Origin of the sequence: Aeribacillus sp. FSL K6-8394 (assembly GCF_038008865.1) — a bacterium.
In the GTDB taxonomy this organism is placed as follows: Bacteria; Bacillota; Bacilli; order Bacillales; family Aeribacillaceae; genus Aeribacillus; species Aeribacillus composti.
Genome location: NZ_JBBPAA010000005.1, coordinates 22197 through 41112, shown reverse-complemented (window position 1 = coordinate 41112; position 18916 = coordinate 22197). Strand labels below are relative to the sequence as shown.

At 36.3% G+C, this 18916-nt stretch carries 35 protein-coding genes; 28 read left to right on the top strand and 7 right to left on the bottom strand.

Going from position 1 to position 18916, the window contains the following annotated elements:
• Positions 1-29: 29 nt before the first annotated feature.
• On the bottom strand, positions 30-1469 hold the full coding sequence (locus NSR00_RS17955) for a recombinase family protein (RefSeq protein WP_340790157.1): 1440 nt from the start codon (positions 1467-1469) through the stop codon (positions 30-32).
• A 157-nt stretch (positions 1470-1626) separates the two neighbouring features.
• Between NSR00_RS17955 and NSR00_RS17950 the strand changes: the two genes are divergently transcribed.
• Positions 1627-1800 carry a hypothetical protein gene (locus tag NSR00_RS17950; protein ID WP_340790155.1) on the top strand — a complete coding sequence of 58 codons (174 nt, stop codon included), beginning with the start codon at positions 1627-1629 and terminating at the stop codon, positions 1798-1800.
• Here NSR00_RS17950 and NSR00_RS17945 read toward each other — a convergent pair.
• From NSR00_RS17945 to NSR00_RS17925, 5 genes are all read right to left on the bottom strand, one after another.
• Entirely contained in the window at positions 1784-2728 is a 945-nt protein-coding gene (locus NSR00_RS17945; protein ID WP_340790153.1) for a DUF6414 family protein, read from the bottom strand. The two genes, NSR00_RS17950 and NSR00_RS17945, sit on opposite strands and share 17 nt — an antisense overlap.
• A gap of 65 nt (positions 2729-2793) precedes the next feature.
• A complete protein-coding gene (locus NSR00_RS17940) occupies positions 2794-3246 on the bottom strand; it encodes a DUF4429 domain-containing protein (RefSeq protein ID WP_340790151.1) in 453 nt (150 codons plus the stop codon).
• A 22-nt stretch (positions 3247-3268) separates the two neighbouring features.
• Entirely contained in the window at positions 3269-3943 is a 675-nt protein-coding gene (locus NSR00_RS17935) for a hypothetical protein (RefSeq protein ID WP_340790149.1), read from the bottom strand.
• The gene (locus tag NSR00_RS17930; protein ID WP_340790147.1) at positions 3921-4334 is read right to left on the bottom strand and encodes an ImmA/IrrE family metallo-endopeptidase; all 414 of its coding nucleotides are present in this window, start codon (positions 4332-4334) and stop codon (positions 3921-3923) included. Before NSR00_RS17930 ends, NSR00_RS17935 begins: the two co-directional genes overlap by 23 nt.
• A gap of 11 nt (positions 4335-4345) precedes the next feature.
• Positions 4346-4789 (bottom strand): helix-turn-helix domain-containing protein, encoded by a 444-nt coding sequence (locus NSR00_RS17925; protein ID WP_340790145.1) that lies wholly within the window; start codon positions 4787-4789, stop codon positions 4346-4348.
• A 149-nt stretch (positions 4790-4938) separates the two neighbouring features.
• Here NSR00_RS17925 and NSR00_RS17920 point away from each other — a divergent pair, with 149 nt between their 5' ends.
• Positions 4939-5163 (top strand): helix-turn-helix domain-containing protein, encoded by a 225-nt coding sequence (locus NSR00_RS17920; protein ID WP_340790143.1) that lies wholly within the window; start codon positions 4939-4941, stop codon positions 5161-5163.
• A gap of 402 nt (positions 5164-5565) precedes the next feature.
• Here NSR00_RS17920 and NSR00_RS17915 read toward each other — a convergent pair whose 3' ends face one another.
• Positions 5566-5694: a hypothetical protein gene (locus NSR00_RS17915; RefSeq protein ID WP_340790142.1), complete on the bottom strand. Its 129-nt coding sequence runs from the start codon at positions 5692-5694 to the stop codon at positions 5566-5568.
• Positions 5695-5770: 76 nt separating this feature from the next.
• On the opposite strand from NSR00_RS17915, the gene NSR00_RS17910 reads away from it, so the two are divergent.
• From NSR00_RS17910 to NSR00_RS17785, 26 genes are all read left to right on the top strand, one after another.
• Positions 5771-6529, top strand: a complete 759-nt coding sequence (locus NSR00_RS17910) for a phage antirepressor KilAC domain-containing protein (protein WP_340790140.1) — start codon at positions 5771-5773, stop codon at positions 6527-6529.
• 73 nt (positions 6530-6602) lie between these two features.
• Positions 6603-7037, top strand: coding sequence for a hypothetical protein (locus NSR00_RS17905; protein ID WP_340790138.1), 435 nt, complete (start codon positions 6603-6605; stop codon positions 7035-7037).
• Positions 7034-7267, top strand: a complete 234-nt coding sequence (locus NSR00_RS17900) for a hypothetical protein (RefSeq protein WP_340790136.1) — start codon at positions 7034-7036, stop codon at positions 7265-7267. The genes NSR00_RS17905 and NSR00_RS17900 overlap by 4 nt, the downstream gene beginning before the upstream one ends.
• Positions 7268-7356: 89 nt before the next feature.
• A complete protein-coding gene (locus NSR00_RS17895; RefSeq protein WP_340790134.1) occupies positions 7357-7521 on the top strand; it encodes a hypothetical protein in 165 nt (54 codons plus the stop codon).
• Positions 7518-7718: a hypothetical protein gene (locus NSR00_RS17890; RefSeq protein WP_340790132.1), complete on the top strand. Its 201-nt coding sequence runs from the start codon at positions 7518-7520 to the stop codon at positions 7716-7718. The genes NSR00_RS17895 and NSR00_RS17890 overlap by 4 nt, the downstream gene beginning before the upstream one ends.
• Positions 7719-7817: 99 nt before the next feature.
• Positions 7818-8372, top strand: coding sequence for a host-nuclease inhibitor Gam family protein (locus NSR00_RS17885; RefSeq protein WP_340790131.1), 555 nt, complete (start codon positions 7818-7820; stop codon positions 8370-8372).
• 1 nt (position 8373) lies between these two features.
• Positions 8374-9201: an exodeoxyribonuclease X C-terminal domain-containing protein gene (locus NSR00_RS17880; RefSeq protein ID WP_340790130.1), complete on the top strand. Its 828-nt coding sequence runs from the start codon at positions 8374-8376 to the stop codon at positions 9199-9201.
• A gap of 10 nt (positions 9202-9211) precedes the next feature.
• Positions 9212-9379 (top strand): hypothetical protein, encoded by a 168-nt coding sequence (locus NSR00_RS17875; protein WP_340790129.1) that lies wholly within the window; start codon positions 9212-9214, stop codon positions 9377-9379.
• Positions 9380-9405: 26 nt separating this feature from the next.
• Positions 9406-10254, top strand: a complete 849-nt coding sequence (locus NSR00_RS17870; RefSeq protein WP_340790127.1) for a DnaD domain-containing protein — start codon at positions 9406-9408, stop codon at positions 10252-10254.
• Positions 10255-10266: 12 nt separating this feature from the next.
• Positions 10267-11133, top strand: coding sequence for an ATP-binding protein (locus NSR00_RS17865; protein ID WP_340790125.1), 867 nt, complete (start codon positions 10267-10269; stop codon positions 11131-11133).
• 131 nt (positions 11134-11264) lie between these two features.
• Positions 11265-11537, top strand: coding sequence for a hypothetical protein (locus tag NSR00_RS17860; protein ID WP_340790122.1), 273 nt, complete (start codon positions 11265-11267; stop codon positions 11535-11537).
• A gap of 12 nt (positions 11538-11549) precedes the next feature.
• The gene (locus NSR00_RS17855) at positions 11550-11897 is read left to right on the top strand and encodes an IDEAL domain-containing protein (protein ID WP_340790121.1); all 348 of its coding nucleotides are present in this window, start codon (positions 11550-11552) and stop codon (positions 11895-11897) included.
• The gene (locus NSR00_RS17850) at positions 11851-12033 is read left to right on the top strand and encodes a Fur-regulated basic protein FbpA (RefSeq protein ID WP_327873612.1); all 183 of its coding nucleotides are present in this window, start codon (positions 11851-11853) and stop codon (positions 12031-12033) included. The genes NSR00_RS17855 and NSR00_RS17850 overlap by 47 nt, the downstream gene beginning before the upstream one ends.
• Positions 12023-12187 (top strand): hypothetical protein, encoded by a 165-nt coding sequence (locus NSR00_RS17845; RefSeq protein WP_340790120.1) that lies wholly within the window; start codon positions 12023-12025, stop codon positions 12185-12187. The genes NSR00_RS17850 and NSR00_RS17845 overlap by 11 nt, the downstream gene beginning before the upstream one ends.
• Before the next feature lie 100 nt (positions 12188-12287).
• Positions 12288-12464, top strand: coding sequence for a hypothetical protein (locus tag NSR00_RS17840; RefSeq protein WP_340790119.1), 177 nt, complete (start codon positions 12288-12290; stop codon positions 12462-12464).
• 60 nt (positions 12465-12524) lie between these two features.
• Positions 12525-13088, top strand: coding sequence for a dUTP diphosphatase (locus NSR00_RS17835; protein WP_340790118.1), 564 nt, complete (start codon positions 12525-12527; stop codon positions 13086-13088).
• Between the two features lie 10 nt (positions 13089-13098).
• Positions 13099-13617 (top strand): Holliday junction resolvase RecU, encoded by a 519-nt coding sequence (recU, locus tag NSR00_RS17830; protein ID WP_340790116.1) that lies wholly within the window; start codon positions 13099-13101, stop codon positions 13615-13617.
• A gap of 151 nt (positions 13618-13768) precedes the next feature.
• Positions 13769-14023, top strand: a complete 255-nt coding sequence (locus NSR00_RS17825; protein WP_340790114.1) for a hypothetical protein — start codon at positions 13769-13771, stop codon at positions 14021-14023.
• Complete coding sequence (locus tag NSR00_RS17820) at positions 14013-14405, top strand: YopX family protein (RefSeq protein ID WP_340790113.1); 393 nt, start codon at positions 14013-14015, stop codon at positions 14403-14405. The genes NSR00_RS17825 and NSR00_RS17820 overlap by 11 nt, the downstream gene beginning before the upstream one ends.
• Positions 14395-14739, top strand: coding sequence for a BC1872 family protein (locus NSR00_RS17815; RefSeq protein ID WP_340790111.1), 345 nt, complete (start codon positions 14395-14397; stop codon positions 14737-14739). Before NSR00_RS17820 ends, NSR00_RS17815 begins: the two co-directional genes overlap by 11 nt.
• Positions 14736-15053 (top strand): hypothetical protein, encoded by a 318-nt coding sequence (locus NSR00_RS17810; protein ID WP_340790110.1) that lies wholly within the window; start codon positions 14736-14738, stop codon positions 15051-15053. The genes NSR00_RS17815 and NSR00_RS17810 overlap by 4 nt, the downstream gene beginning before the upstream one ends.
• A 62-nt stretch (positions 15054-15115) precedes the next feature.
• Complete coding sequence (locus NSR00_RS17805) at positions 15116-15298, top strand: DUF3954 domain-containing protein (protein ID WP_340790109.1); 183 nt, start codon at positions 15116-15118, stop codon at positions 15296-15298.
• Between the two features lie 104 nt (positions 15299-15402).
• Positions 15403-15969, top strand: a complete 567-nt coding sequence (locus tag NSR00_RS17800) for a LuxR C-terminal-related transcriptional regulator (protein WP_340790108.1) — start codon at positions 15403-15405, stop codon at positions 15967-15969.
• Between the two features lie 106 nt (positions 15970-16075).
• Positions 16076-16777: a hypothetical protein gene (locus tag NSR00_RS17795; RefSeq protein ID WP_340790107.1), complete on the top strand. Its 702-nt coding sequence runs from the start codon at positions 16076-16078 to the stop codon at positions 16775-16777.
• A gap of 73 nt (positions 16778-16850) precedes the next feature.
• Positions 16851-17627, top strand: a complete 777-nt coding sequence (gene terS, locus NSR00_RS17790) for a phage terminase small subunit (RefSeq protein WP_340790106.1) — start codon at positions 16851-16853, stop codon at positions 17625-17627.
• Positions 17620-18906: a PBSX family phage terminase large subunit gene (locus tag NSR00_RS17785; RefSeq protein ID WP_340790104.1), complete on the top strand. Its 1287-nt coding sequence runs from the start codon at positions 17620-17622 to the stop codon at positions 18904-18906. Before terS ends, NSR00_RS17785 begins: the two co-directional genes overlap by 8 nt.
• Positions 18907-18916: the final 10 nt, after the last annotated feature.

Genomic DNA, 18916 nt, shown 5'->3' with positions numbered 1-18916 from the left:
GCCTGTTTGTATAATAGACAGTAAAAAAGTTAATTAAACTCTATTTCAAGAATTTTAGCCCTCTCTAATACTTTTTTGGCCGGCACTTTTTCAACAACAATTTTTGCAATTGCAATTTGAATAAGCTGCTTTTTCTCGTGATCATCAAGTCTTATCCAATTTTCGAGTGCATCAGACATCAATTCTTTTAGTTCGTTATCCATTTCAAATTCTTCTATTTCAACATTGATGTCCTCTAATTTACGTTTAATCTCTTGTTCTTTGATTAATTCCTCATTCATTCTATCTTTAAATTGATTGTCGTCGATCATCTCATTAACCCAAGCATATTGCCACTTTTTGCGGCGCTCTTCTATTTTATTTAGCTCAGTTTGCAAATTTTTGATGATTTTTTCTTTGTCTATATGTTGATCGGAAGATTTTGTCTCAATCTTGATTTCTTTGAAAATCAGTTCTTTGACAGCTTTCAAAAACTGGTATTCAATGATTCTTTCGGAAATAAGTTGCATGTCACATTCATTGAACAGAACTTTTATACATCTATATGATTTATTCCTTTTATTTTTCCATTTGCGTGTATGTCCTTTCATTGGGGATCCACATCTAGCACATTTCAAAACTCCTGAAAAAATAAAATCGCTAGTCGCTTGTCTCCCGTGAAATCGTCTTCTCGAATTCCGGATCATTTGAGCTTTTTCGAACGTTTCCTTGTCGATGATAGCTGGAACTGCATTTTCCACTTGAAACGCTTGTTCTCGATTCACACGAACGCCCCACCGTAAGTTTCCAATGTAAATTGGATTAGTCAGTATGTATCGTATTCGGTTTTCTCTCCACCTCGCACCCTTTCTTGTCGGAACCTTTTTTTCGTTTAGATATATCGCTATTTTTCGATCGCTCAAACCGTCCAAATATTTTGTAAATATATCCCTTACGACATGAGCTTCACTTTCGTCAATTACAAGTTCTTTCGTTTCGCTATTATAGTAAAATCCATATGGAGCTTCAGAGCCATGCCATTCACCTTGACGTACTTTTTCAGCCATACCCATGCTAACCCTTTCGGCAATAGTTTCTCTCTCCCATTGCGCCATGGAAGCGACGAGAGTGATAAATAATCGCCCAGTTGCACTTGTCGTATCATAAACCTCTGTAGCGGATTTAAATTTACAATGATATTTATCGAAAATTCCTAGTAGTTCATATAAATCCATCACAGATCTTGTTATACGATCTAACCTATAAACTAAAACAACATCAATTTTATGTTGTTTGATGTCATCTAACATTCTTTTCAACTCAGGACGATCCAAGTCTTTTGCACTTTTCCCTTCATCAACATAATAGTCAACTATTTCCCATCCTTGAGAATAGGAGTATGCAGTCAATTTTTGTCTTTGTGATGATATAGAATACCCTTCGATAGCCTGTTCTTGCGTACTTACACGAATATATAGTGCTGCTTTCATTTTTTTCTCCTTTCAGAATGTATGTTCGTGTTAGTTTTTTAAAAAAGAGTCCTTTTCAAAGAGAAAAGGATTAATATCAAAAAAACTTAACAAAAACGAATTTGTTTGAATATTTTATTATGTGGTATGCTTATATTAATATTGGGAGGTGTTTACTATGTTCGAAATGAAAAAGAAAAACACTGATACGTTTAAGAGCGCAGCAAAAAAATTGATTGCACAAGAACTTCAAGCTCAAAAAAGGTTTGATGAAATTCACAACGATATAATTGATCATAAGAAACTCATGGATAAAAGAAGACAATCATTTAAATTTATTCGAAATAAATAGCAATAGGTGAAATAATTAAATTGCCTTCATTAATAACACCGAGTGGATGCAGAACAGCGTTTATTATATTCGGAAATTCAAAAAATGGGTCCTTGGTCAAATCAGGTATTTTAACACTTTTTATTTTGTTTGTAACCTTTCCTACTATTGTTACATGAATACTTGAGCTTGAGGCTCCATATTTAAACATTAATTCCTTAGCTGTTTCTCTTAAATATTCTTTTTTTAGAGGGGCAATTGCATCTCGCATTATCATAAATGATTCAGTTGGTAAGATATCATTTAAATAACTAATTGCTTTTTCAATAAAATCCAATTGACTTTTCATAATCTTTTTAGAATTTGAAAGTTCGCTTCTATAATGATTCAATGCTTCTCTTAAAATAGTTTTATGTTTACCATTATCTTGGTCAACATCGTTTTTCATTTTTTTCATTTCTTCTTCTTGCTCTATAAACATAAATTCTAGTAATTTATCAGATTGTAAGATATTTTTTAAATATTTAAAGTCAATAATTTTAAACTCCGAGACACATTTAACAAATTTTCCTTCTATATTTGGATCCTCTGTTGAATAAAACTCATTATTTTTAATAAAGGTTTCAAGAGCATTATCATGTAATTGTTTTGAAATAATTTCTTTGCCAGTTTCAGTTTGAGATATAACTGCTTTTTCAGAAGAAAATCTACCAGGCTGTAATGTCAATTTTAATTCGCCTTCAGGTGTTTTTAAGAGCACTGGTATCTCAAATTTTCCAGATTTTATTTTTGTTTCAAGAGACGTACCACTTTTGTATCCATATTCCTTTTCGTTTGTATCATTAATTTCTTCTCCGCGTTCATTACTAGTTTCAGTAGGTAAACCGTCGAATTGTTGAGCAATATACGAATGGATAACTCCTGTATCCAAATAAATAATTTCTTTCATGTAAATTCCTCCTATGAAATATATGTTCGGTTTATATTTTAAAAGAAAAGCCCAAAAGGGCATGATTAAATACCGAGTAATTGTTTTTTCTTAGCCTCGAATTCTTCTTCTGTAATAATACCTGAATCTTTTAATTCGGCTAATTTTTTGATTTGATCCGCAACATCGACAGGCGCTGATTGTGCAGTAGGTTGATGTAGTTCGTTTATTTTCTCTTCAATTGCTGCCTTTATTTTCTCAAAATCAGGTTGCTGTTTTTTGTTAAACATGACGGTATTCTCGTCCTTAGTTGCGTCGAAAAGACCACCTTTATTTTCCTTTCCTCCAGAGAAGGAAAATTGTATGTAACCATTTGTCAACATGTTTGCCGATTTAAATTGGATAGATGAAATCTGTTTAACAAGGATTTCTTTATCGCCTTTTAAGCCTTGTGTCATTTTCGCAAGCATTCCTTTTCTCTTAATAACAACCTTATTTCCTGTAAATTCTAATTGACCATTTACGCCTTTTGCTTCCATTGTAATATTCCTCCTATTATAATTAATTTTTTAATATTTTCTTTTTCAATCTTTCAATACGACCTTCAAATCCTCCTTTTGTTCCATCATGTAAACCATATGAAATTGCTATGTTACAAACATTAATGGCGTCTTCATATTTACCTAACTTTTCATATATAATGGCTAACCTTTGAAAAGAAGGAATTCTTGGAGGCCTCCATTCGTAATTGTTTAATTCTTTTTCCCTTTTCTTATATTCCTCGGAGCCTTTTTCATACATACTTAAAAGACATTTTAATCTAAAAATTTCGTCATTAATCCACTCTTTTTTAAATGATGGAAATAATGAAATGTCTTTTTTACAATATTGAATACATTTTTCTAATGAATTTTCCCATTCTTCTCTCTGACCGTAATATAATTCGATTAATCCAGAATATGTAAAATGCAATTCAATTGGATCGTTCTGTGCCATAGATTCACATTTTAATAAAATAGATTCCTTTTCAACTCTATCATTAATAGATTCTGCTTTATTTCTTAAATCACCAATTTTCTTTTTTAATTTAAATTCCTGTGAATTCTGTTTTTCCATTAAAGCTTCTATGGAAAATTCCGTATAATTATTTGATTTTTTATGAGAGTATCCTTTAGCTTTTTTTCTAAAATTAAAAAACAATAACCTCACCCCATTAAATAAATCTCTCCATCTCAAACGGAATCCCGTTTTCTCGCAAAATATCATATTTTGTTTCATAATCTTCTAAATTTTTATCATATAAAAGTAACCTAACAGCAAAAAAATTAGCTTGTGTCTCTATTTTATCTTTCGAAATTAATGTGTTTTTACTTAAAAACGGCGTGTTTTCGTTTGGATGTAAAATGGCGTGCCCTAATTCGTGGGCGCATACAAATTTTTTTAATTGGTCATTAATATCATTATTAATGCTAATCACCTGATGGCGAACATTTTTCATATAGAACCCCAATGTTTGACCAAGAGGAAAATATCTAATAATGATATTTCTGTTTTTCGCAATTTCAAAAGGATTATTTGTCCGGTGTTTTTTAATCTCTCTATCTAATGTCCGCATAATCCAATTCAAGAAACTCACTCCTAATCTTTACGATATTTTTTGGGAGTGAATTTTTTCTTAGCAAGTTGTTTGGTTAGTCTTAGGTTGCTTTCGATCGCTGCCTTAACCAATTCTTTTGTTTCCTCGTCCATTGGCTCACCGTCAAAGGCTAGAGCTGTATCTGAATCCATGCTTTCGAGTATTTTTTCAAGTTGTTTTGCGATATCTCGCTCTTCTTTTTCTGTTAGTTCTGGAAGCTTTGAATCCCAATCCGATTTTTTGTTTTCAGATCTTCCTAATAGATAATCGGTGGAAACACCATATAGATTAGCCATATTTTCTAAAGTTTTAGTGTCGGGGTCACGATAATTTCGCTCATAACCAGATAAAGTTCCATTTGATATACCTAAAAGTTTCGCTGCTTCTATTTGCGTTAACTTTTTCTTTTTTCTTGCTTCTTTTAATCTTTTTCCTAAATCAGACATGTTTTCCACCTCAAAATAAATATAACATTTTTAAGCGTATTGTTAAATTTTTTAAGCGAAAAGCTTAAAAAGATGTTGACATTAGCGTAACGCTTAATATATACTTAAGACAAATAAGCGAAACGCTTAAATTTTAAGGAGGTGCTTTTTTGGAACCAATCTATATTAGAGTTGAAAAAGTTCGGGTTTCCAGAGGTGTTACTAAAACACATTTAGCCCGATCTTGTAATAAAACTGTCGCTTGGTATTCAGATGTTTCAAAAGGAAAAATCAGATTGACTGTAGACGATCTTGAAAAAATAGCGAAAGCTTTAAATGTTGATGTAAGAATTTTTTTTAACAAAAAATTAAGCGTTACGCACAATTCGGCCTAACCAAGATGAATAAGCCGCAACTACTTTCTTACTTGCGGGGAGGTGATCTAATGAACCACGACAAGATCAAAGAAGAAGTCTTTAATGGATGTCGTGTTGTGTACAAAACGAACAAGCAACACACTCTCAAAACATTCAAAGACTTCTTGTCTAAAAGATCAGCAAAGCTTTTCCTTAAAGATTCATCAAAAAAAGAACAGGAGGCGATCTAAATAAAAGTAAAAAAATTGGTTCTTGTTACTGGTGATGAATATGAACAAGTTGAATTAACAAAAGATATTCCCGAGTGGTTAAAGAAGAATGTGCCAGAAGATTTCATTGGCGTGAAGTCTGACACATTCCGAGTAATCATCAATAGTTCAATGATTGTATCCATTGAACTTCAGCAAGAGAAAATTCAAGTTATTTCTTTTTAGTTTGGGATAGTGCACTGCCAGCAACACTTTTAGAAGTTTTACTATAACGGCCATCTCTAAGAATCTTACTAGCCTTTTTGGCCACAGATTTTGACGTTTGTTTATTGTTAGCCATATTTCCACCTCCTTCCGTTGTCAATATTCGACAGGAAGCGAGTGAATTCCTACAAACTTTAAAAGGAGGCGATCTGATGAATCAGTTGCAAACGTTCAATCACGAAATATTTGGCGAATTGCCAATATTGGTTGTAAACAATGTTGAATGGTTTGGCGGTATCGAAGCCGCAAAATCATTAAGTTTTGGGAATCCTTACGATGCTCTCAAAAACCATGTTGATGAAGATGACCTAGCGGTCCACGAGGTCATCGATAGGCTGGGAAGAAAGCAACGAAAGAAATTCATTAATGAATCAGGTCTCTACAGTTTGATTTTCGGCGCTGCCAAACAAGGCAATAACAGAGAAATCCAAGCGAAAGCTAAAGAATTTAAGCATTGGGTAACATCAGAAGTCCTACCGTCCATCCGAAAAACAGGCGGCTATGTAGCGAATGATGATCTTTTTATAGAAACCTATCTACCGCATGCTGACGAACAAACAAAAATGACTTTTAAAGCTACATTAGCACTTGTCAGAAAGCAAAACGAACAAATCGAAGTTATGAAGCCAAAAGCTGAATATTTTGACGCTCTCGTTGACCGAAACTTACTTACGAATTTCAGAGACACAGCAAAAGAATTGCACATTAAGCAAAGTGAATTTATTAACTGGCTTCTTAGTAAAAAATATGTTTATCGCGATCAAAAAGGCAAGTTAAAACCTTATGCAAAATATGTACCTGAACTTTTCCAACTTAAAGAATGGGAGCGTAACGGAAAAGCGGACGTTCAAACCCTGATCACACCAAAAGGGCGAGAAACTTTCAGGCTATTAATTAATAAAGCTAGTTAAATAGCTTGTTACAAATATAAAACAATTCCAGACAACAATAAATCAATGAAAAATGACGAAAGGGAGATGAGAGATGAGCATTCTTGACGCAGTTTTGGATTACGGGAAGGAAATGGGGGTGAGCCAAAAGGATATATCCAGTTCACTGCACATTGATCCTACATACTTAAGCAAGATGAAATCAGGAGAAAGAAAATGGCCTGAACATCTTGATCCGGCAGCATCACGGATGAACTGGCGGGTAGCTTTAGAAATTATCGACGAGAGAACATGCGGGTGGATTAGGAACCGTTTCAAGGAAGTGGATCCGCATCCATCAGCTTTAAAGGAAGTCTTGTTTAAGGAAATTAAGGAAGCCGTACAAGCCCTAAATGAGGTTGTTTTTGCAGCGAAGGATAAAAGTATCTCGGAGCTCAAAAACGTCCAAAACGAGCTTAGAGACGTGTTAGAAATAGGTGCTATTCTGTATGGCTCTATCGATGAACTCTTGAAGGAGGGCAAGCTGTGAACGCATACGAAAAACGCTACTACAAACAGATGGTAAAAGAAATGGAATGTGTACGTGATCTTCTTGTAGAGATCGAAGGAAAAGCAATTGATCAAAAATACGACATGGCAATTTCCAGATGTTACGACATGATTCGATCATTAGAGACTATGAAAAAAATCCATACGGAAAAACAATTCTTGGATGCATTGGTATCAGCGGGTTTCAGGGTGCTTGGAGGAATGAAATGATCGAGCTTCTAGCATATTGGGGTTTGCTGTTTGTAGCTGGTGGATTGTTGGTTGTTTGGAAGGAAACTCAATGAAAGGAGGTAAATTGAATGGACAAAAACGTGAAACATATTGCGTACTACACAAGAAAGGTTGCAGAACAAGGCGCAATACATCCTACCAAAAGGGATGAACGATGGTTTCATCGTCACAAAAGACTTATGAATTACAAGGAAGCATTGAACAAAAAAATCTTGAAGGAGGAAATGAAATGATCGAACATCCAGCGATCACGAGAACGTTGCGGACAGGCTATCCGGAGCCTGAAAAACCAGTGAAGGTTGACCGTTATGGTACGCCTCTTGAAGGGGAGAGGGTTTTTATCGATTGGAACCGATTTGAAGAAATTCATGCGGAAAATTTAACAGAATATTTGCATGATGTTTATGGATTAAACATCGAAGAAGCATGAAAAAACTCACTCGGGCAAAGTGAGTTCAATGTCAAAAAATATGTTGTTACTTACAGTATATCGGTACACTGATCAATTTTCAATAGGAGGGATTGACGAATGAACAGTTTACAAGAGTTTGAATTGAATGAATGGGAAATGGAACGTGACGAAGAAAAACAACGTTTCCAAATAACTGGGATAGACAGTCTAAATTGGACATTTAGAAAATTAGCTGCATACAAAGCGAAGGAAAATGAAATCACTGAATTAGCCAAAGCTGAACGTGAGCGCATCGATCGCTGGGAGGAAGAACAAAAGAAATCTATTCAGCAAAACATTGAATTTTTTGAGCAACTCATTTCGGAATATCATGCGAAGGTTTTGCAAGATGATCCTAAAGCCAAAACATTGAGTACTCCATACGGCAAGTCAAAAGCAAGGAAAACGAAAGCGCAGCCGGAAAAAGCAGACGAAAAAGCAATCTTGCAGCATGTAATTGACAACAAAATGGATGAATATATCAAGCCATCGCTGAAATGGGCTGATTTGAAAAAGACCTTGCAAGTTGCAGAAGTGAACGGAAAACAAGTTGTCGTTGATGAAAACGGGCAAATTGTTCCTGGTGTTGAGGTTAAACCAGAAACAATCACTTACAAAACGGAGGTTGAATGATATGGCTGAAAATGCACTTCAAAACCAAAACCAAGTCAATTCTTTGTCAATTATAGACTCTGTTGATATTGGAACTGTTCAAAACACGCTTTCTAAGATTAATCAATTTCAAATGGTTATCCAAAACACTTTAAAAGCTAATCATGATTACGGAATAATTCCAGGGACATCAAAACCAACACTTTTAAAGCCCGGAGCCGAGAAAATTCAAATGATGTTCGGTGTTACAAGTGAATTTGAAGTGGTTGAGCGAGTGCAAGACTATCAGAAAGGCTTCTTTGCATTTACCGTTAAGTGTTTCATCTACAAAAATGGTTTAAAAATAACGGAAGGGGTTGGACATTGCAACACAAAGGAAAAGAAATACATCAATCAAGACCCATATACACTAGCCAATACTTGCTTAAAAATGGCGAAAAAACGATCTCAGATTGACGCTACTTTAACACTTGCTAGTCTTTCTGAAATTTTTACACAAGACATAGAAGATATGCAGGAATACATTCAGACGGAACAAGTCGAAACAATGACCGCACAGGATGCGGCACAAATAAAATTAACGTTTGGAAAACATAAAGGCAAGACATTGAAAGAGATTTACAAAGCACAGCCGGACTATCTCGAATGGCTGCTTAAACAAGACCGCACGGATCCAGTTATCAAGAAAGGCATCGAGCTGATGTTTGAAGCTGTGAAGCAACAAGAGCAAAACAAACATGTACAACAAGAACAGACGCAAAATGAGAAGCCTAAGGAAGAAAATAAAGTTGCAGAAATGCTGGAAGGGGAAGAAATAGAAATAAATGAAGATGAACTTCCATTCGATTGAGTGAAAGCTCATGAAGTGTATTGTTGACATTCCAGATTGCTATGTCTGGCTGACGGAAGGAGCGAGAAATCGCCCTTCTCTGTTCAAACGTTATGTAATAGGTTACTTGAAAATTACGCATCCAGAATTGGAACTGATTAAGATTGATGGAATGAAGGCGGTTTGCAAGAAGAAATAATTTTTGTTCAAGGGAGGCGAGGTGATATGCAAGGGTGGATTAAGCTTCATAGGAAAATAGTGGATAGTCCTATATGGGAAGACCCTTATTATTTAAAATTATGGCTCTATTGCTTAATGAAAGCAACACATAAGGACAGAGAAGTTATTATAGGGAATCAGGTTATTAAGCTAAAACCTGGAGAATTTATCACAGGTAGAAAGTCATTATCTGATGATTTAAACACAGGAGTAAAACCTAAATTAAAATTGAATGATTCGACATGGTGGAGATACTTAAATAATCTAGAAAAAATGCAAATGTTGCACATCAAAAAAACAAATAAATTTAGCATTGTATCAATAGTTAACTGGAATGAGTATCAAGAAACTGAACATCAGATGCACAACAGATGCACATCAGATGAACATCAGATGCACACAAACAAGAATGATAAGAATGTAAAGAATGATAAAGAAATATTAAAGAAAGAAGAAGAAGAGAACCCGATCACACTTTACGAAAAAAACTTTTATCCATTAACGCCAATTCAGATGGAAAGTTTATGGAAATGGGTAGATGATTTCAACGGAAATAAAGGAATTATTTGCGAAGCGATTAAAGAAACAGCCTTAAAAAATCCTAAAGTACCCTTTAGATATTTAGAACGAATTTTGAATGATTGGTACAGGCGTAAATTGTTTACGGTTGATGATGTCATGAAAGAAAAAAGACGTTACGAACAATCGAAAATAATCCAATACCCTTCAAATAAAAAACGGTCACTATTTGATCAAGGAGAAGAAAGCAGAAGGAGACAAGCTGCTGCTGAGGCAAGAGCTGAAATGATAGATGATAACGAATTGAGAAAAATGATTGAAGAAATGCCTTACTAAAGAGGTGTTTGTATGGAATTCACTACAGTTCTAAATTTATTAGGGTTACATCGTGTTGAACATTTACTTTTTAAATGTCGGCCAGAACTAGTCGGAAAAATAGAAAATGTTGAGATGAAACATGAAAAATGCATTAAGTGTGGACGTCCGAATGTTTTTAAGTGGTACTTTACCTTTATATCGGAAGATAAACAAGATAGTTATTGCGTTTCGGAAATTTGTTCAAATTGCATGAAAGGAAAATATTCAAAAGAGATTACTCAAGAATTGGAAAACCGGAAGAAACAATTAATCCTCAACAAATGGTATCGCATAGATGAAGATGATGCTTGCGGTTTTAAAAATTACGAGACATATAACAAGATTACCAAAAATGCGCTAGATACAGCAATGAAATATACAAAAACAATCATTAATGAGCAAACAAAAAACTTATTGATAATGGGATCAACAGGAACTGGGAAAACACATCTTGCTAAGACGATTGCCAAAACAGCAAAATCCAAGGGAATTAAAACAGCTTACATTGAATCAGTTGACCTTTTCGGTCTTATTAAACAAACATTCGGAAATGATACAAACTATCAAAGGTTTTATGAAGAGTTTAAGAGTTTTGATGTCATGGTTATAGATGATGTTGGGTTAGAAACAAATAAACAAGCTGATATTTCCTGGCATGTCAACGAATGGACAAAGCTTGTAAATGCTAGAAAGGGAAAATCAACAGTATATACAACAAATTTTGATGACATAACATTGCCGGAAGTAGTCGGGAAACGTGCATCAAGTCGTATGTACGAAAAATCTGATTTTATTGATTTGTTTACGGATGACTATAGAAAGAAGAGGCTTAGACAGGAAGGTGATGGAAATGTGTAAACACTGCCACGGCTTAGGCCGAACATATACAGAGATGTTTCCCGGCGTATGGAAGATACAGCCTTGTACTTGCAGAAACAGCACTTTTGAAGAGCGTATGAAGCGAAACAGAAGGAGGATTGAAAAAGCATATGAACGGTTTGGCATCAGAAGCGAAAGCTGTTGCGGGGATTGAAAATCGGTATATGACGGAATGCAGGAACGGCATTTATATAGCTTGCGAAAATCTCAATTTTGTTTGGGATTCGAAAGAAGTGCAGGAATTTGACCGGCTTTGGAAAGAGCTGAAAAAGGATGGAAAAACATCTTTTGAGATCGTGCAAGAACTTGCTGAACATTTTGAGCGTGATCCAGACGAAGTGGCGATATTAGCGATTTGCCGAGGGAGAAGAGGGCGGATTTAGGAGGTGTAGTAGGTGATCAATGTCGGGGATTGGGTGAGAGTTAAGGTCAATGAACGTTATGTTTATGGGTACGTTGATTATATTTCGGAATCTGAAAATGTTTATCTAAGAAAGATTTACACGGAATTTATTAATAGCGATGAAAAATATTTCTATGGATATCGAAACAATCTCGGCATGTTTGAATCTTATCGTGTTGAAAAACTTGATCAATCTATTAGTGACGATGATTTGAACATATTGATTGACATTGCGCTAGATACGAATGATCGTGAATGGTTCATGGAACTAACGAAAAGAAAGGAGGCGCAGCATGGCAGCGAAAGAAGCTGTAGAGAAGCGAAAGAAGTATCTAATTGATTGGCTGATCAATCACGAAATTTACGAGGCGGAAGATGGCAGGCAGCTGTACGAGCTCTCACTTGGAGAACTAGAACACATGTATATAGCAGAGAGAATCAAGATCGGGAAGGAGATGTCAAAGATTGAGGATTGAAACCATTTCTTTTAGCCAGGAGTTGAAGCGGCAAATTGTTATTAGACAGCTAATTGATCTAGGAGTTCATGAACATCAAGGGCAATCAATATACGATTTGGATTACTATACTTTGAAACATATTCTCGCAACTCAAAGGGCGGTGCAATCGTGAGAACATACACTCTGACTTATGCGGTGTTTTCAATACTAGCCATGTCGGTAGGATTTATCTTGGGATTTTTGATCGGAATGCTATTTTAGGGGGCGGCGGAATGAGTGATAAAGAGTGCAGAGAGTTTGTATTGGATGATAAAGAGCGTGAAGAATTTGTATGCGAGTATTGCGGAACAGAGTTAGACAAAACTGACGAATATCATACGACATTTCGTACCTGTAATGAGGATTGTTATATGAAAATGGTTGGTCTATCATGGAGCGACTTTATATGATTATGAACCAATATTGCGTGATAACGGAAAAACAGCAAAACAAGTTTTGGAGGAATCAAAATGAACTTAAGTCACTTATTCGAATTACAAGCAAAACTGGATGAACGAATAGAACAACAACACCCACGACAAGACGGTGAAGATCGGCTGGCGAAGAAAATCCTTGCGTTGATGGTGGAGCTTGGGGAACTTTGTCAAGAATGGCGTGGATTTAAGTTTTGGAGTCATGACCAAGTTCCAAGAACACGCGTGTTAGTGAACCGCACAACAGACGACATTGGATTTAAAAACATTGGCCCGGAGCATATTAAAAACCCACTCCTTGAAGAATTCGCAGACGCGCTTCACTTCATCTTGTCGATTGGGTTGGAATTGAACATACCAGAAATTTACGGAACGGAAACTAAATGGGATGAATTAACATCAGATGAAACGGATATTACTCAGCAATTTTTATTAGTTTTCGAAAATGTTAATAAACTAGTACATCCTATCGATTGGATTAATTTATTTGAAGAATTTTATATTCTTGGCGAAATGCTCGGCTTCACATGGGAACAGATTGAGGCGGCATACATGCAAAAGAATGCCGAGAATCATAGAAGGCAAGATTCTAACTATTGAGGGTGATGGAATGGCAGTCAGCTATGCAAACCGCGGCATGAGCTTTGAACATCTGATCGAGAGAACGAACCAACAATATTTCATGAAAGGTATTGCAACCATTCAAAAAGTCGCAACACCTTGGAAAGTTATCCGAAAAGGCAAACAGATCGTTAGTGCTTTTCCAGAAAAGAAATCAACGGTGGATTTTATTGGTATATACAACGGTCGGGCAATCGCATTTGATGCAAAGAGCACAAGAGAGAGGACACGCTTCCCTCTCTCAAACATAGAGGAACATCAATTTAATTTTCTTAAACAGTGGAAAAACAATAGTGGGATCAGCTTCTTGCTTATTGATTTTACAAAGAAACAGGAAGTTTATTTTCTGACTTTAAGTGAACTTGAAAAGTGGTGGAATGAAGCCGAAAAAGGCGGAAGAAAATCTATTCCGTATGAATGGTTCGTTGAAAACTGCAACTTAGTAAAATCAAAGAATGGTATTTTACTAGATTATTTAGGGGTGATTGAGAAATGCAAAACGTCTTGATCGCAGACGACCGGCCGGCGTGGATGAAGGAAGAAGACAGGGTTATGACTTGCATGCTGCGTTGCAGTTTTTACAGAAGGTGCTCAAGCCGGTTCGGGATGGACTGCAAGAGGTTGGGCGGTAGCGAGATTCCGAAAGTGAGAGGGTGATAATGATGGGCAGCACACTCCGCAAACTGAAACGGGAGAAGAAACATACTTCTCCTTTAGATCCAAAACTGATGGAAGCTTGGAATAAAGGCTTTTCTGCCGGTGCCAAGCAGCAAATGAAACAAGACACAGAAATCATGATGGAATGGCTAGGGAAACTCGAAGAAATTCCAGGCATCGGGCAGAAGATGGCATGGAGAATCAGGGAGCATTTGCTGAATTTCTTGTCGGAAAGGATGAAAAAAAATGGAGATTAAGTTTCGTGCTTTCGTAAAACATCTTGGACAATTAGCTGATGTATTGAGCATCGACTTTTTAGACAGCGAAGTTGAAATATATCTGGTTGATCGTGACGAGATACGCAAGTATCGATTTGGCGAAGATGAAATCGTTTTGTTGCCGTTTACGGGTCTAAAAGACAAGAACGGTAAGGAGATTTATGATGGCGATATTGTGAAATCAGATAATGGTGAATCAATAGATAAAATTGTTTATAAACAAGGCGCATTTTACGTTGAATCATTGAAAGGAGACTTGCTTGACGAACTTTTATCAGATGTTGAAACAGAAGTCATCGGCAACATTTTTCAGGACGGTGATTTATTACGTGATTGTTGGAGGGATCGGAATGAACCTTAGAGAGATTGATCGGCTTGTTGCTGAGAAAGTGATGGGGTGGAAGATAGATGAACAAGTAAGTAATGATGATGTTGTAGCTGTGTTTGACGAGAAAGGTAATTGGGGAACCTTTAAACCTACTGAATGGATTCAAGACGCTTGGCAAGTGGTGGAGAAGTTAAAAATTACGGTAATACCACAAGATGACGGTGTTCCGAAATGGATGCGGTATCTGGCTGAAATAGACAATAGCCCTTTTGGCAAATATTATTCAGCATTTGCAGAAACCGCCCCACTCGCTATTTGCTTGGCGGCATTGGAAGTGGTTGGTGTAAAAGTGGAGGTGGCGAAATGAGTGATGCATTACAAAAAATAAATGGTTATCTCGGATCGATTGAACATAATGCAGTCTATGCAGAAAATGCAACAACCGAAAGATATGAAATGTATGAAAAAACCGTTATTGACTGCGAAGAATCGGTGTTGTCTTTATTTCGAAAATTTAACCAAGAATATTGGGAGTTGTTAGAACGGTTTGGACAATTGCAAGCCAAGTCAGAACGGTATGAGAACGCAATAAAAGAATGCATCGAACGGATGAATGAAGGCGGTCCAGGTACGAGAAGGTTTATTTACGAAAAATTGACCGGAGTGATGGAGGAAAAATAAAAAAAGCCAGGATCTCTCCCGGCAATGTGGGCTAACTTTATTATAGCACGGGAGGGATTCCGGTGAACGTAAATACAGAGAAAATGACGGCTGAAATAGATTTGAAGAAAAATGCAACGTATATAGTCAAAGACGGAGTTTTAAAAGAAGTTCCAAAACCTGAGGATGGATATGGGGCACAAATAATTAATTGGCAAGCCGGAAAGCCATGTCATGGAAAGTTAGAACGAACTTTTAAATTTTAATATATAAGCTTATCGGAAAAACCGAGGGCACTGATCACGCATTAGCGGGATTGGTGTCCTTTTTTGTTTGAAAGGAGATGAAGTAATGAAAGTTAGAGTGACTAATGACCATTGCAAAGGATGTTTTTGGCTACAAAAAGGGCATTTATGTCCATTTTATCGGTGCGTTAAGCGTTATGGGTTTACTCATGATCAACAAGGAGATGATCGGGATGAATAAGAAAGAAATCGAACAAATCCTAAAAGATTATCATTGGATGATAAATTCTATAAAAATATTAAGAGATTCAATGAAAGATGCCGGGGAGGGTTTGACTGCTCAATATGGCGTTGAAGCATCTCTTCCAAAACCAAAAGGTGTAACCGGTGATCCGATTTATAGAGAATATTTGCGCCGGGAAAAGCGCTGGGAAAAGATCGAGCAGTATGAACGGAAAGTGAAAATGATTCAAGATCGCATTCATGTCATTCAGGATGAGCGTGAATTTGAAGTGCTGCACTGGTTGTTAGATGGGAAAAGTTACAGATGGATTGCGATGCATATGGGGCTTTCCCATTCGCATATTCGTAGGCTGAAAGATTCGATCGTAGAGAAATTGGCAGGAGATGTTCCAAATGTTCCATATGTTCCAAAGGATACAATTTCGACAAAGGAAAAATCGGCATGCTAGAATGGAAGGCAGGACGGAGCGGATGAAAACTCCTTGATTGCCACCTTTCGGTGGTGTTTTTATTCCCTTCTTTTCCGATATAATCGAAAAAGGAGGGAAGTACATTATGCGTAAATTATTAGTATTTTTTGTATTTTTATCAATAGTGTGTATTCTAGTTATTAAGTATTTTTGGGCAAATACTCCCGAGTGGTGGGAGTATGGAGAAGAAACGGGAGATGTTTTATTTGATTTAAGTGTTGGTTATATTTCTGCATTCATATTTTATTTAATAGATATATGGATACCTGAAATTAAAGAAAAAAATAAGATAAATGAACGCCTTGCTGTACCGTTAAGTCGGTTATTAAATCACATAAAAACACCGATCATGTCTATACATAATAAATATGCACAAGAAAAGAAAGATTTTTATAACCTAAGTAAAGATGAGTTTATTGAAACTATCAAAAAAGTTGATCTAATTAACGATTATAGTGAATCATATTTTATTGATATAAAAAGATATGCAACTTATGGAGAATACTTGGATTATGAAATTTCACGTGTAAATGAATATATTGAAGAAATATATAAAGTACCATTAAAGTTGGATTTAACTCTTATTGAGATATTAGACGATATTAAGAAGTCAGAATATCATCAAATAATGGAATCAACGAAAAGAATTGGTGGATTCTATAATCATAACATTACAATGCAAGGAACGGTTATAGCAGAATCTTTTTATAAATACTATTTGCTATTTATAAAACTAAAAGAATATATGTTGAAAAATAAAATTCCTATTACCATTAAAGACCTTTAAGTATAGCGCCATCCTGGTGCTTTTTCTTTTGTCCAAAACAACTCAAATATGACGGAGGTGGCGGTGATGTGACGTGGCAAGACCAAGAAATCCAAAAAGAGATCAAGCATTCGAGATTTGGAAAGAGAGTGGCGGAAAAAAGAAGCTTAAAGACATTGCCGCCGAACTGGGTGTTTCAGATTCACAAATTCGAAAATGGAAAAATCAAGATAAATGGGATGAAGCTTTGAATAGTAACGTTACTAAATCAAAAGGTAACGTTACCAAACGGAAAAGGGGAGCGCCATTAGGTAATAAGAATGCAGTTGGAAATGAAGGAGGAGCGCCTACAGGGAACCGAAACGCAGTCAAACACGGCTTCTTCTCCAAATACATTCCAGCGGAAACTCTTGAGATCATGGGAATGTTAGAAGAGAAATCGCCTGCTGATCTGATATATGACCAGATCAGAATTCAGTATGCTGCAATCATCCGGGCTCAACAGATTATGTTCGTTTCCGATCAAGACGACTTGACCAAAGAGCTAAGAAAAGAGAAGAACACACTCACTGAAAACATGGAAGTTAGTGAGAAAGAATACGAGGTCCAATTTGCATGGGATAAGCATGCAACTTTTCTTAATGCTCAATCAAGAGCCATGAGTGAGTTACGAAGCCTGATCAAACAATTCAATGAACTGGCTCATGAAGATGATGAGCGCCGATTGAAACTGGAACACATGCGGTTAAATATTGAAAAAACGAAGGCTGAAACTGATCTTGTTCAGGAAAAAGCTAAAATGCTTAAAGGCAATGTTAAAGATACTTCCCTCATGCAAGCCCTTATCGATGTGGTGAGCGAAGATGAGTAAGATTGTCACGTTTTCACCGAAACAAAAGAGATTTATCAAGCAGCCTTTTAAGCACACTTTAGAAGTGAATGAGGGAACGCCGAGAAGTGGCAAGACAACCGCCGGCCATTTTCGGTACGCAAGGTATTTAATTAATTCAAGAGATCAAAACCATTTGATTTCTGCATACAACCAAGAGCAAGCATTCCGTCTATTCATAGATGGTGATGGAACCGGATTAATGCATATATTCGCAAATTATTGCGAAATGAAACATGATGAACACGGAGATCATTTAGAAGTCCATACGCCAAGAGGAGTAAAAAAGGTTTATTACAAAGGCGGCGGAAAGGCGAATAGTGTCGGCGCCATTACTGGTATGTCATTGGGTAGTGTCGTTTATTGTGAAATCAATTTACTTCATATGGATTTCATACAGGAAACCTTTAGACGTACTTTTGCTGCGCAAGATCGCTACCATTTAGCAGATTTAAACCCGCCAGCGCCGAATCATCCAGTCATTACTGATGTATTTGACGTTCAGGATACAAGCTGGCTGCATTGGACGATTGAAGACAATCCAATCATTACGGAAGAACGAAAACAAGAAATCTATGAAACATTGAAAAAGAATCCGTACTTGCTTGACCGTGACTGGTACGGGAAACGTGTGCTGCCAGAGGGCGTTATTTACTCCATGTTTGATATGGAAAAGAATATCAAGCCTTCTTTACAAGGTGAACCGATTGAGATGTATTTTGTGGCTGATGGCGGACAATCGGATGCAACTTCATGTAGTTGCAACATTGTCACAAGAAAAAGAGAAAATGGAAAATACCAATACATTCTTAATCGTGTGGCTCATTATTATCATTCCGGGAAAGAAACAGGCCAAGTTAAGGCTATGTCCGTTTATGCAAAGGAAATAAAGAAATTTGTTAAGTGGTGCGTCGAAAAATATCAAATGCGATACTCCGAATTTTTTGTTGACCCTGCGTGTAAATCATTGCGTGAAGAATTGCATCTAATTGGCATTCAAACAACTAGAGCCGACAATAATGCGCATGACATTCAAGGAACATCAAAAGGCATTGAAGTTGGAATTGAACGGCTCCAAAATGCAATCACCAATGAACAATTTGTTTTAGTTGAATCCGATAAGTACGACCATTATCACTTTATAAAAGAACTAGGTTTATATGTTCGTCTTGATACTGGAGAACCAATAGACGACTTTAACCATGCGCTTGATGAGGCGCGGTATGCAAACAACTATTTCTATAAGCGTTATGTAATTTAAGGCGGTGAGA

Coding starts and splice junctions, on each gene's coding strand:
- NSR00_RS17955 (WP_340790157.1), bottom strand. CDS start 1,469: ATGAAAGCAGCACTATATATTCGTGTAAGTACGCAAGAACAGGCTATC.
- NSR00_RS17950 (WP_340790155.1), top strand. CDS start 1,627: ATGTTCGAAATGAAAAAGAAAAACACTGATACGTTTAAGAGCGCAGCA.
- NSR00_RS17945 (WP_340790153.1), bottom strand. CDS start 2,728: ATGAAAGAAATTATTTATTTGGATACAGGAGTTATCCATTCGTATATT.
- NSR00_RS17940 (WP_340790151.1), bottom strand. CDS start 3,246: ATGGAAGCAAAAGGCGTAAATGGTCAATTAGAATTTACAGGAAATAAG.
- NSR00_RS17925 (WP_340790145.1), bottom strand. CDS start 4,789: ATGTCTGATTTAGGAAAAAGATTAAAAGAAGCAAGAAAAAAGAAAAAG.
- NSR00_RS17915 (WP_340790142.1), bottom strand. CDS start 5,694: ATGGCTAACAATAAACAAACGTCAAAATCTGTGGCCAAAAAGGCTAGT.
- NSR00_RS17910 (WP_340790140.1), top strand. CDS start 5,771: ATGAATCAGTTGCAAACGTTCAATCACGAAATATTTGGCGAATTGCCA.
- NSR00_RS17905 (WP_340790138.1), top strand. CDS start 6,603: ATGAGCATTCTTGACGCAGTTTTGGATTACGGGAAGGAAATGGGGGTG.
- NSR00_RS17895 (WP_340790134.1), top strand. CDS start 7,357: ATGGACAAAAACGTGAAACATATTGCGTACTACACAAGAAAGGTTGCA.
- NSR00_RS17890 (WP_340790132.1), top strand. CDS start 7,518: ATGATCGAACATCCAGCGATCACGAGAACGTTGCGGACAGGCTATCCG.
- NSR00_RS17885 (WP_340790131.1), top strand. CDS start 7,818: ATGAACAGTTTACAAGAGTTTGAATTGAATGAATGGGAAATGGAACGT.
- NSR00_RS17880 (WP_340790130.1), top strand. CDS start 8,374: ATGGCTGAAAATGCACTTCAAAACCAAAACCAAGTCAATTCTTTGTCA.
- NSR00_RS17875 (WP_340790129.1), top strand. CDS start 9,212: ATGAAGTGTATTGTTGACATTCCAGATTGCTATGTCTGGCTGACGGAA.
- NSR00_RS17870 (WP_340790127.1), top strand. CDS start 9,406: ATGCAAGGGTGGATTAAGCTTCATAGGAAAATAGTGGATAGTCCTATA.
- NSR00_RS17865 (WP_340790125.1), top strand. CDS start 10,267: ATGGAATTCACTACAGTTCTAAATTTATTAGGGTTACATCGTGTTGAA.
- NSR00_RS17860 (WP_340790122.1), top strand. CDS start 11,265: ATGAACGGTTTGGCATCAGAAGCGAAAGCTGTTGCGGGGATTGAAAAT.
- NSR00_RS17850 (WP_327873612.1), top strand. CDS start 11,851: ATGGCAGCGAAAGAAGCTGTAGAGAAGCGAAAGAAGTATCTAATTGAT.
- NSR00_RS17840 (WP_340790119.1), top strand. CDS start 12,288: ATGAGTGATAAAGAGTGCAGAGAGTTTGTATTGGATGATAAAGAGCGT.
- NSR00_RS17835 (WP_340790118.1), top strand. CDS start 12,525: ATGAACTTAAGTCACTTATTCGAATTACAAGCAAAACTGGATGAACGA.
- recU (WP_340790116.1), top strand. CDS start 13,099: ATGGCAGTCAGCTATGCAAACCGCGGCATGAGCTTTGAACATCTGATC.
- NSR00_RS17825 (WP_340790114.1), top strand. CDS start 13,769: ATGATGGGCAGCACACTCCGCAAACTGAAACGGGAGAAGAAACATACT.
- NSR00_RS17820 (WP_340790113.1), top strand. CDS start 14,013: ATGGAGATTAAGTTTCGTGCTTTCGTAAAACATCTTGGACAATTAGCT.
- NSR00_RS17815 (WP_340790111.1), top strand. CDS start 14,395: ATGAACCTTAGAGAGATTGATCGGCTTGTTGCTGAGAAAGTGATGGGG.
- NSR00_RS17810 (WP_340790110.1), top strand. CDS start 14,736: ATGAGTGATGCATTACAAAAAATAAATGGTTATCTCGGATCGATTGAA.
- NSR00_RS17800 (WP_340790108.1), top strand. CDS start 15,403: ATGACCATTGCAAAGGATGTTTTTGGCTACAAAAAGGGCATTTATGTC.
- NSR00_RS17795 (WP_340790107.1), top strand. CDS start 16,076: ATGCGTAAATTATTAGTATTTTTTGTATTTTTATCAATAGTGTGTATT.
- NSR00_RS17785 (WP_340790104.1), top strand. CDS start 17,620: ATGAGTAAGATTGTCACGTTTTCACCGAAACAAAAGAGATTTATCAAG.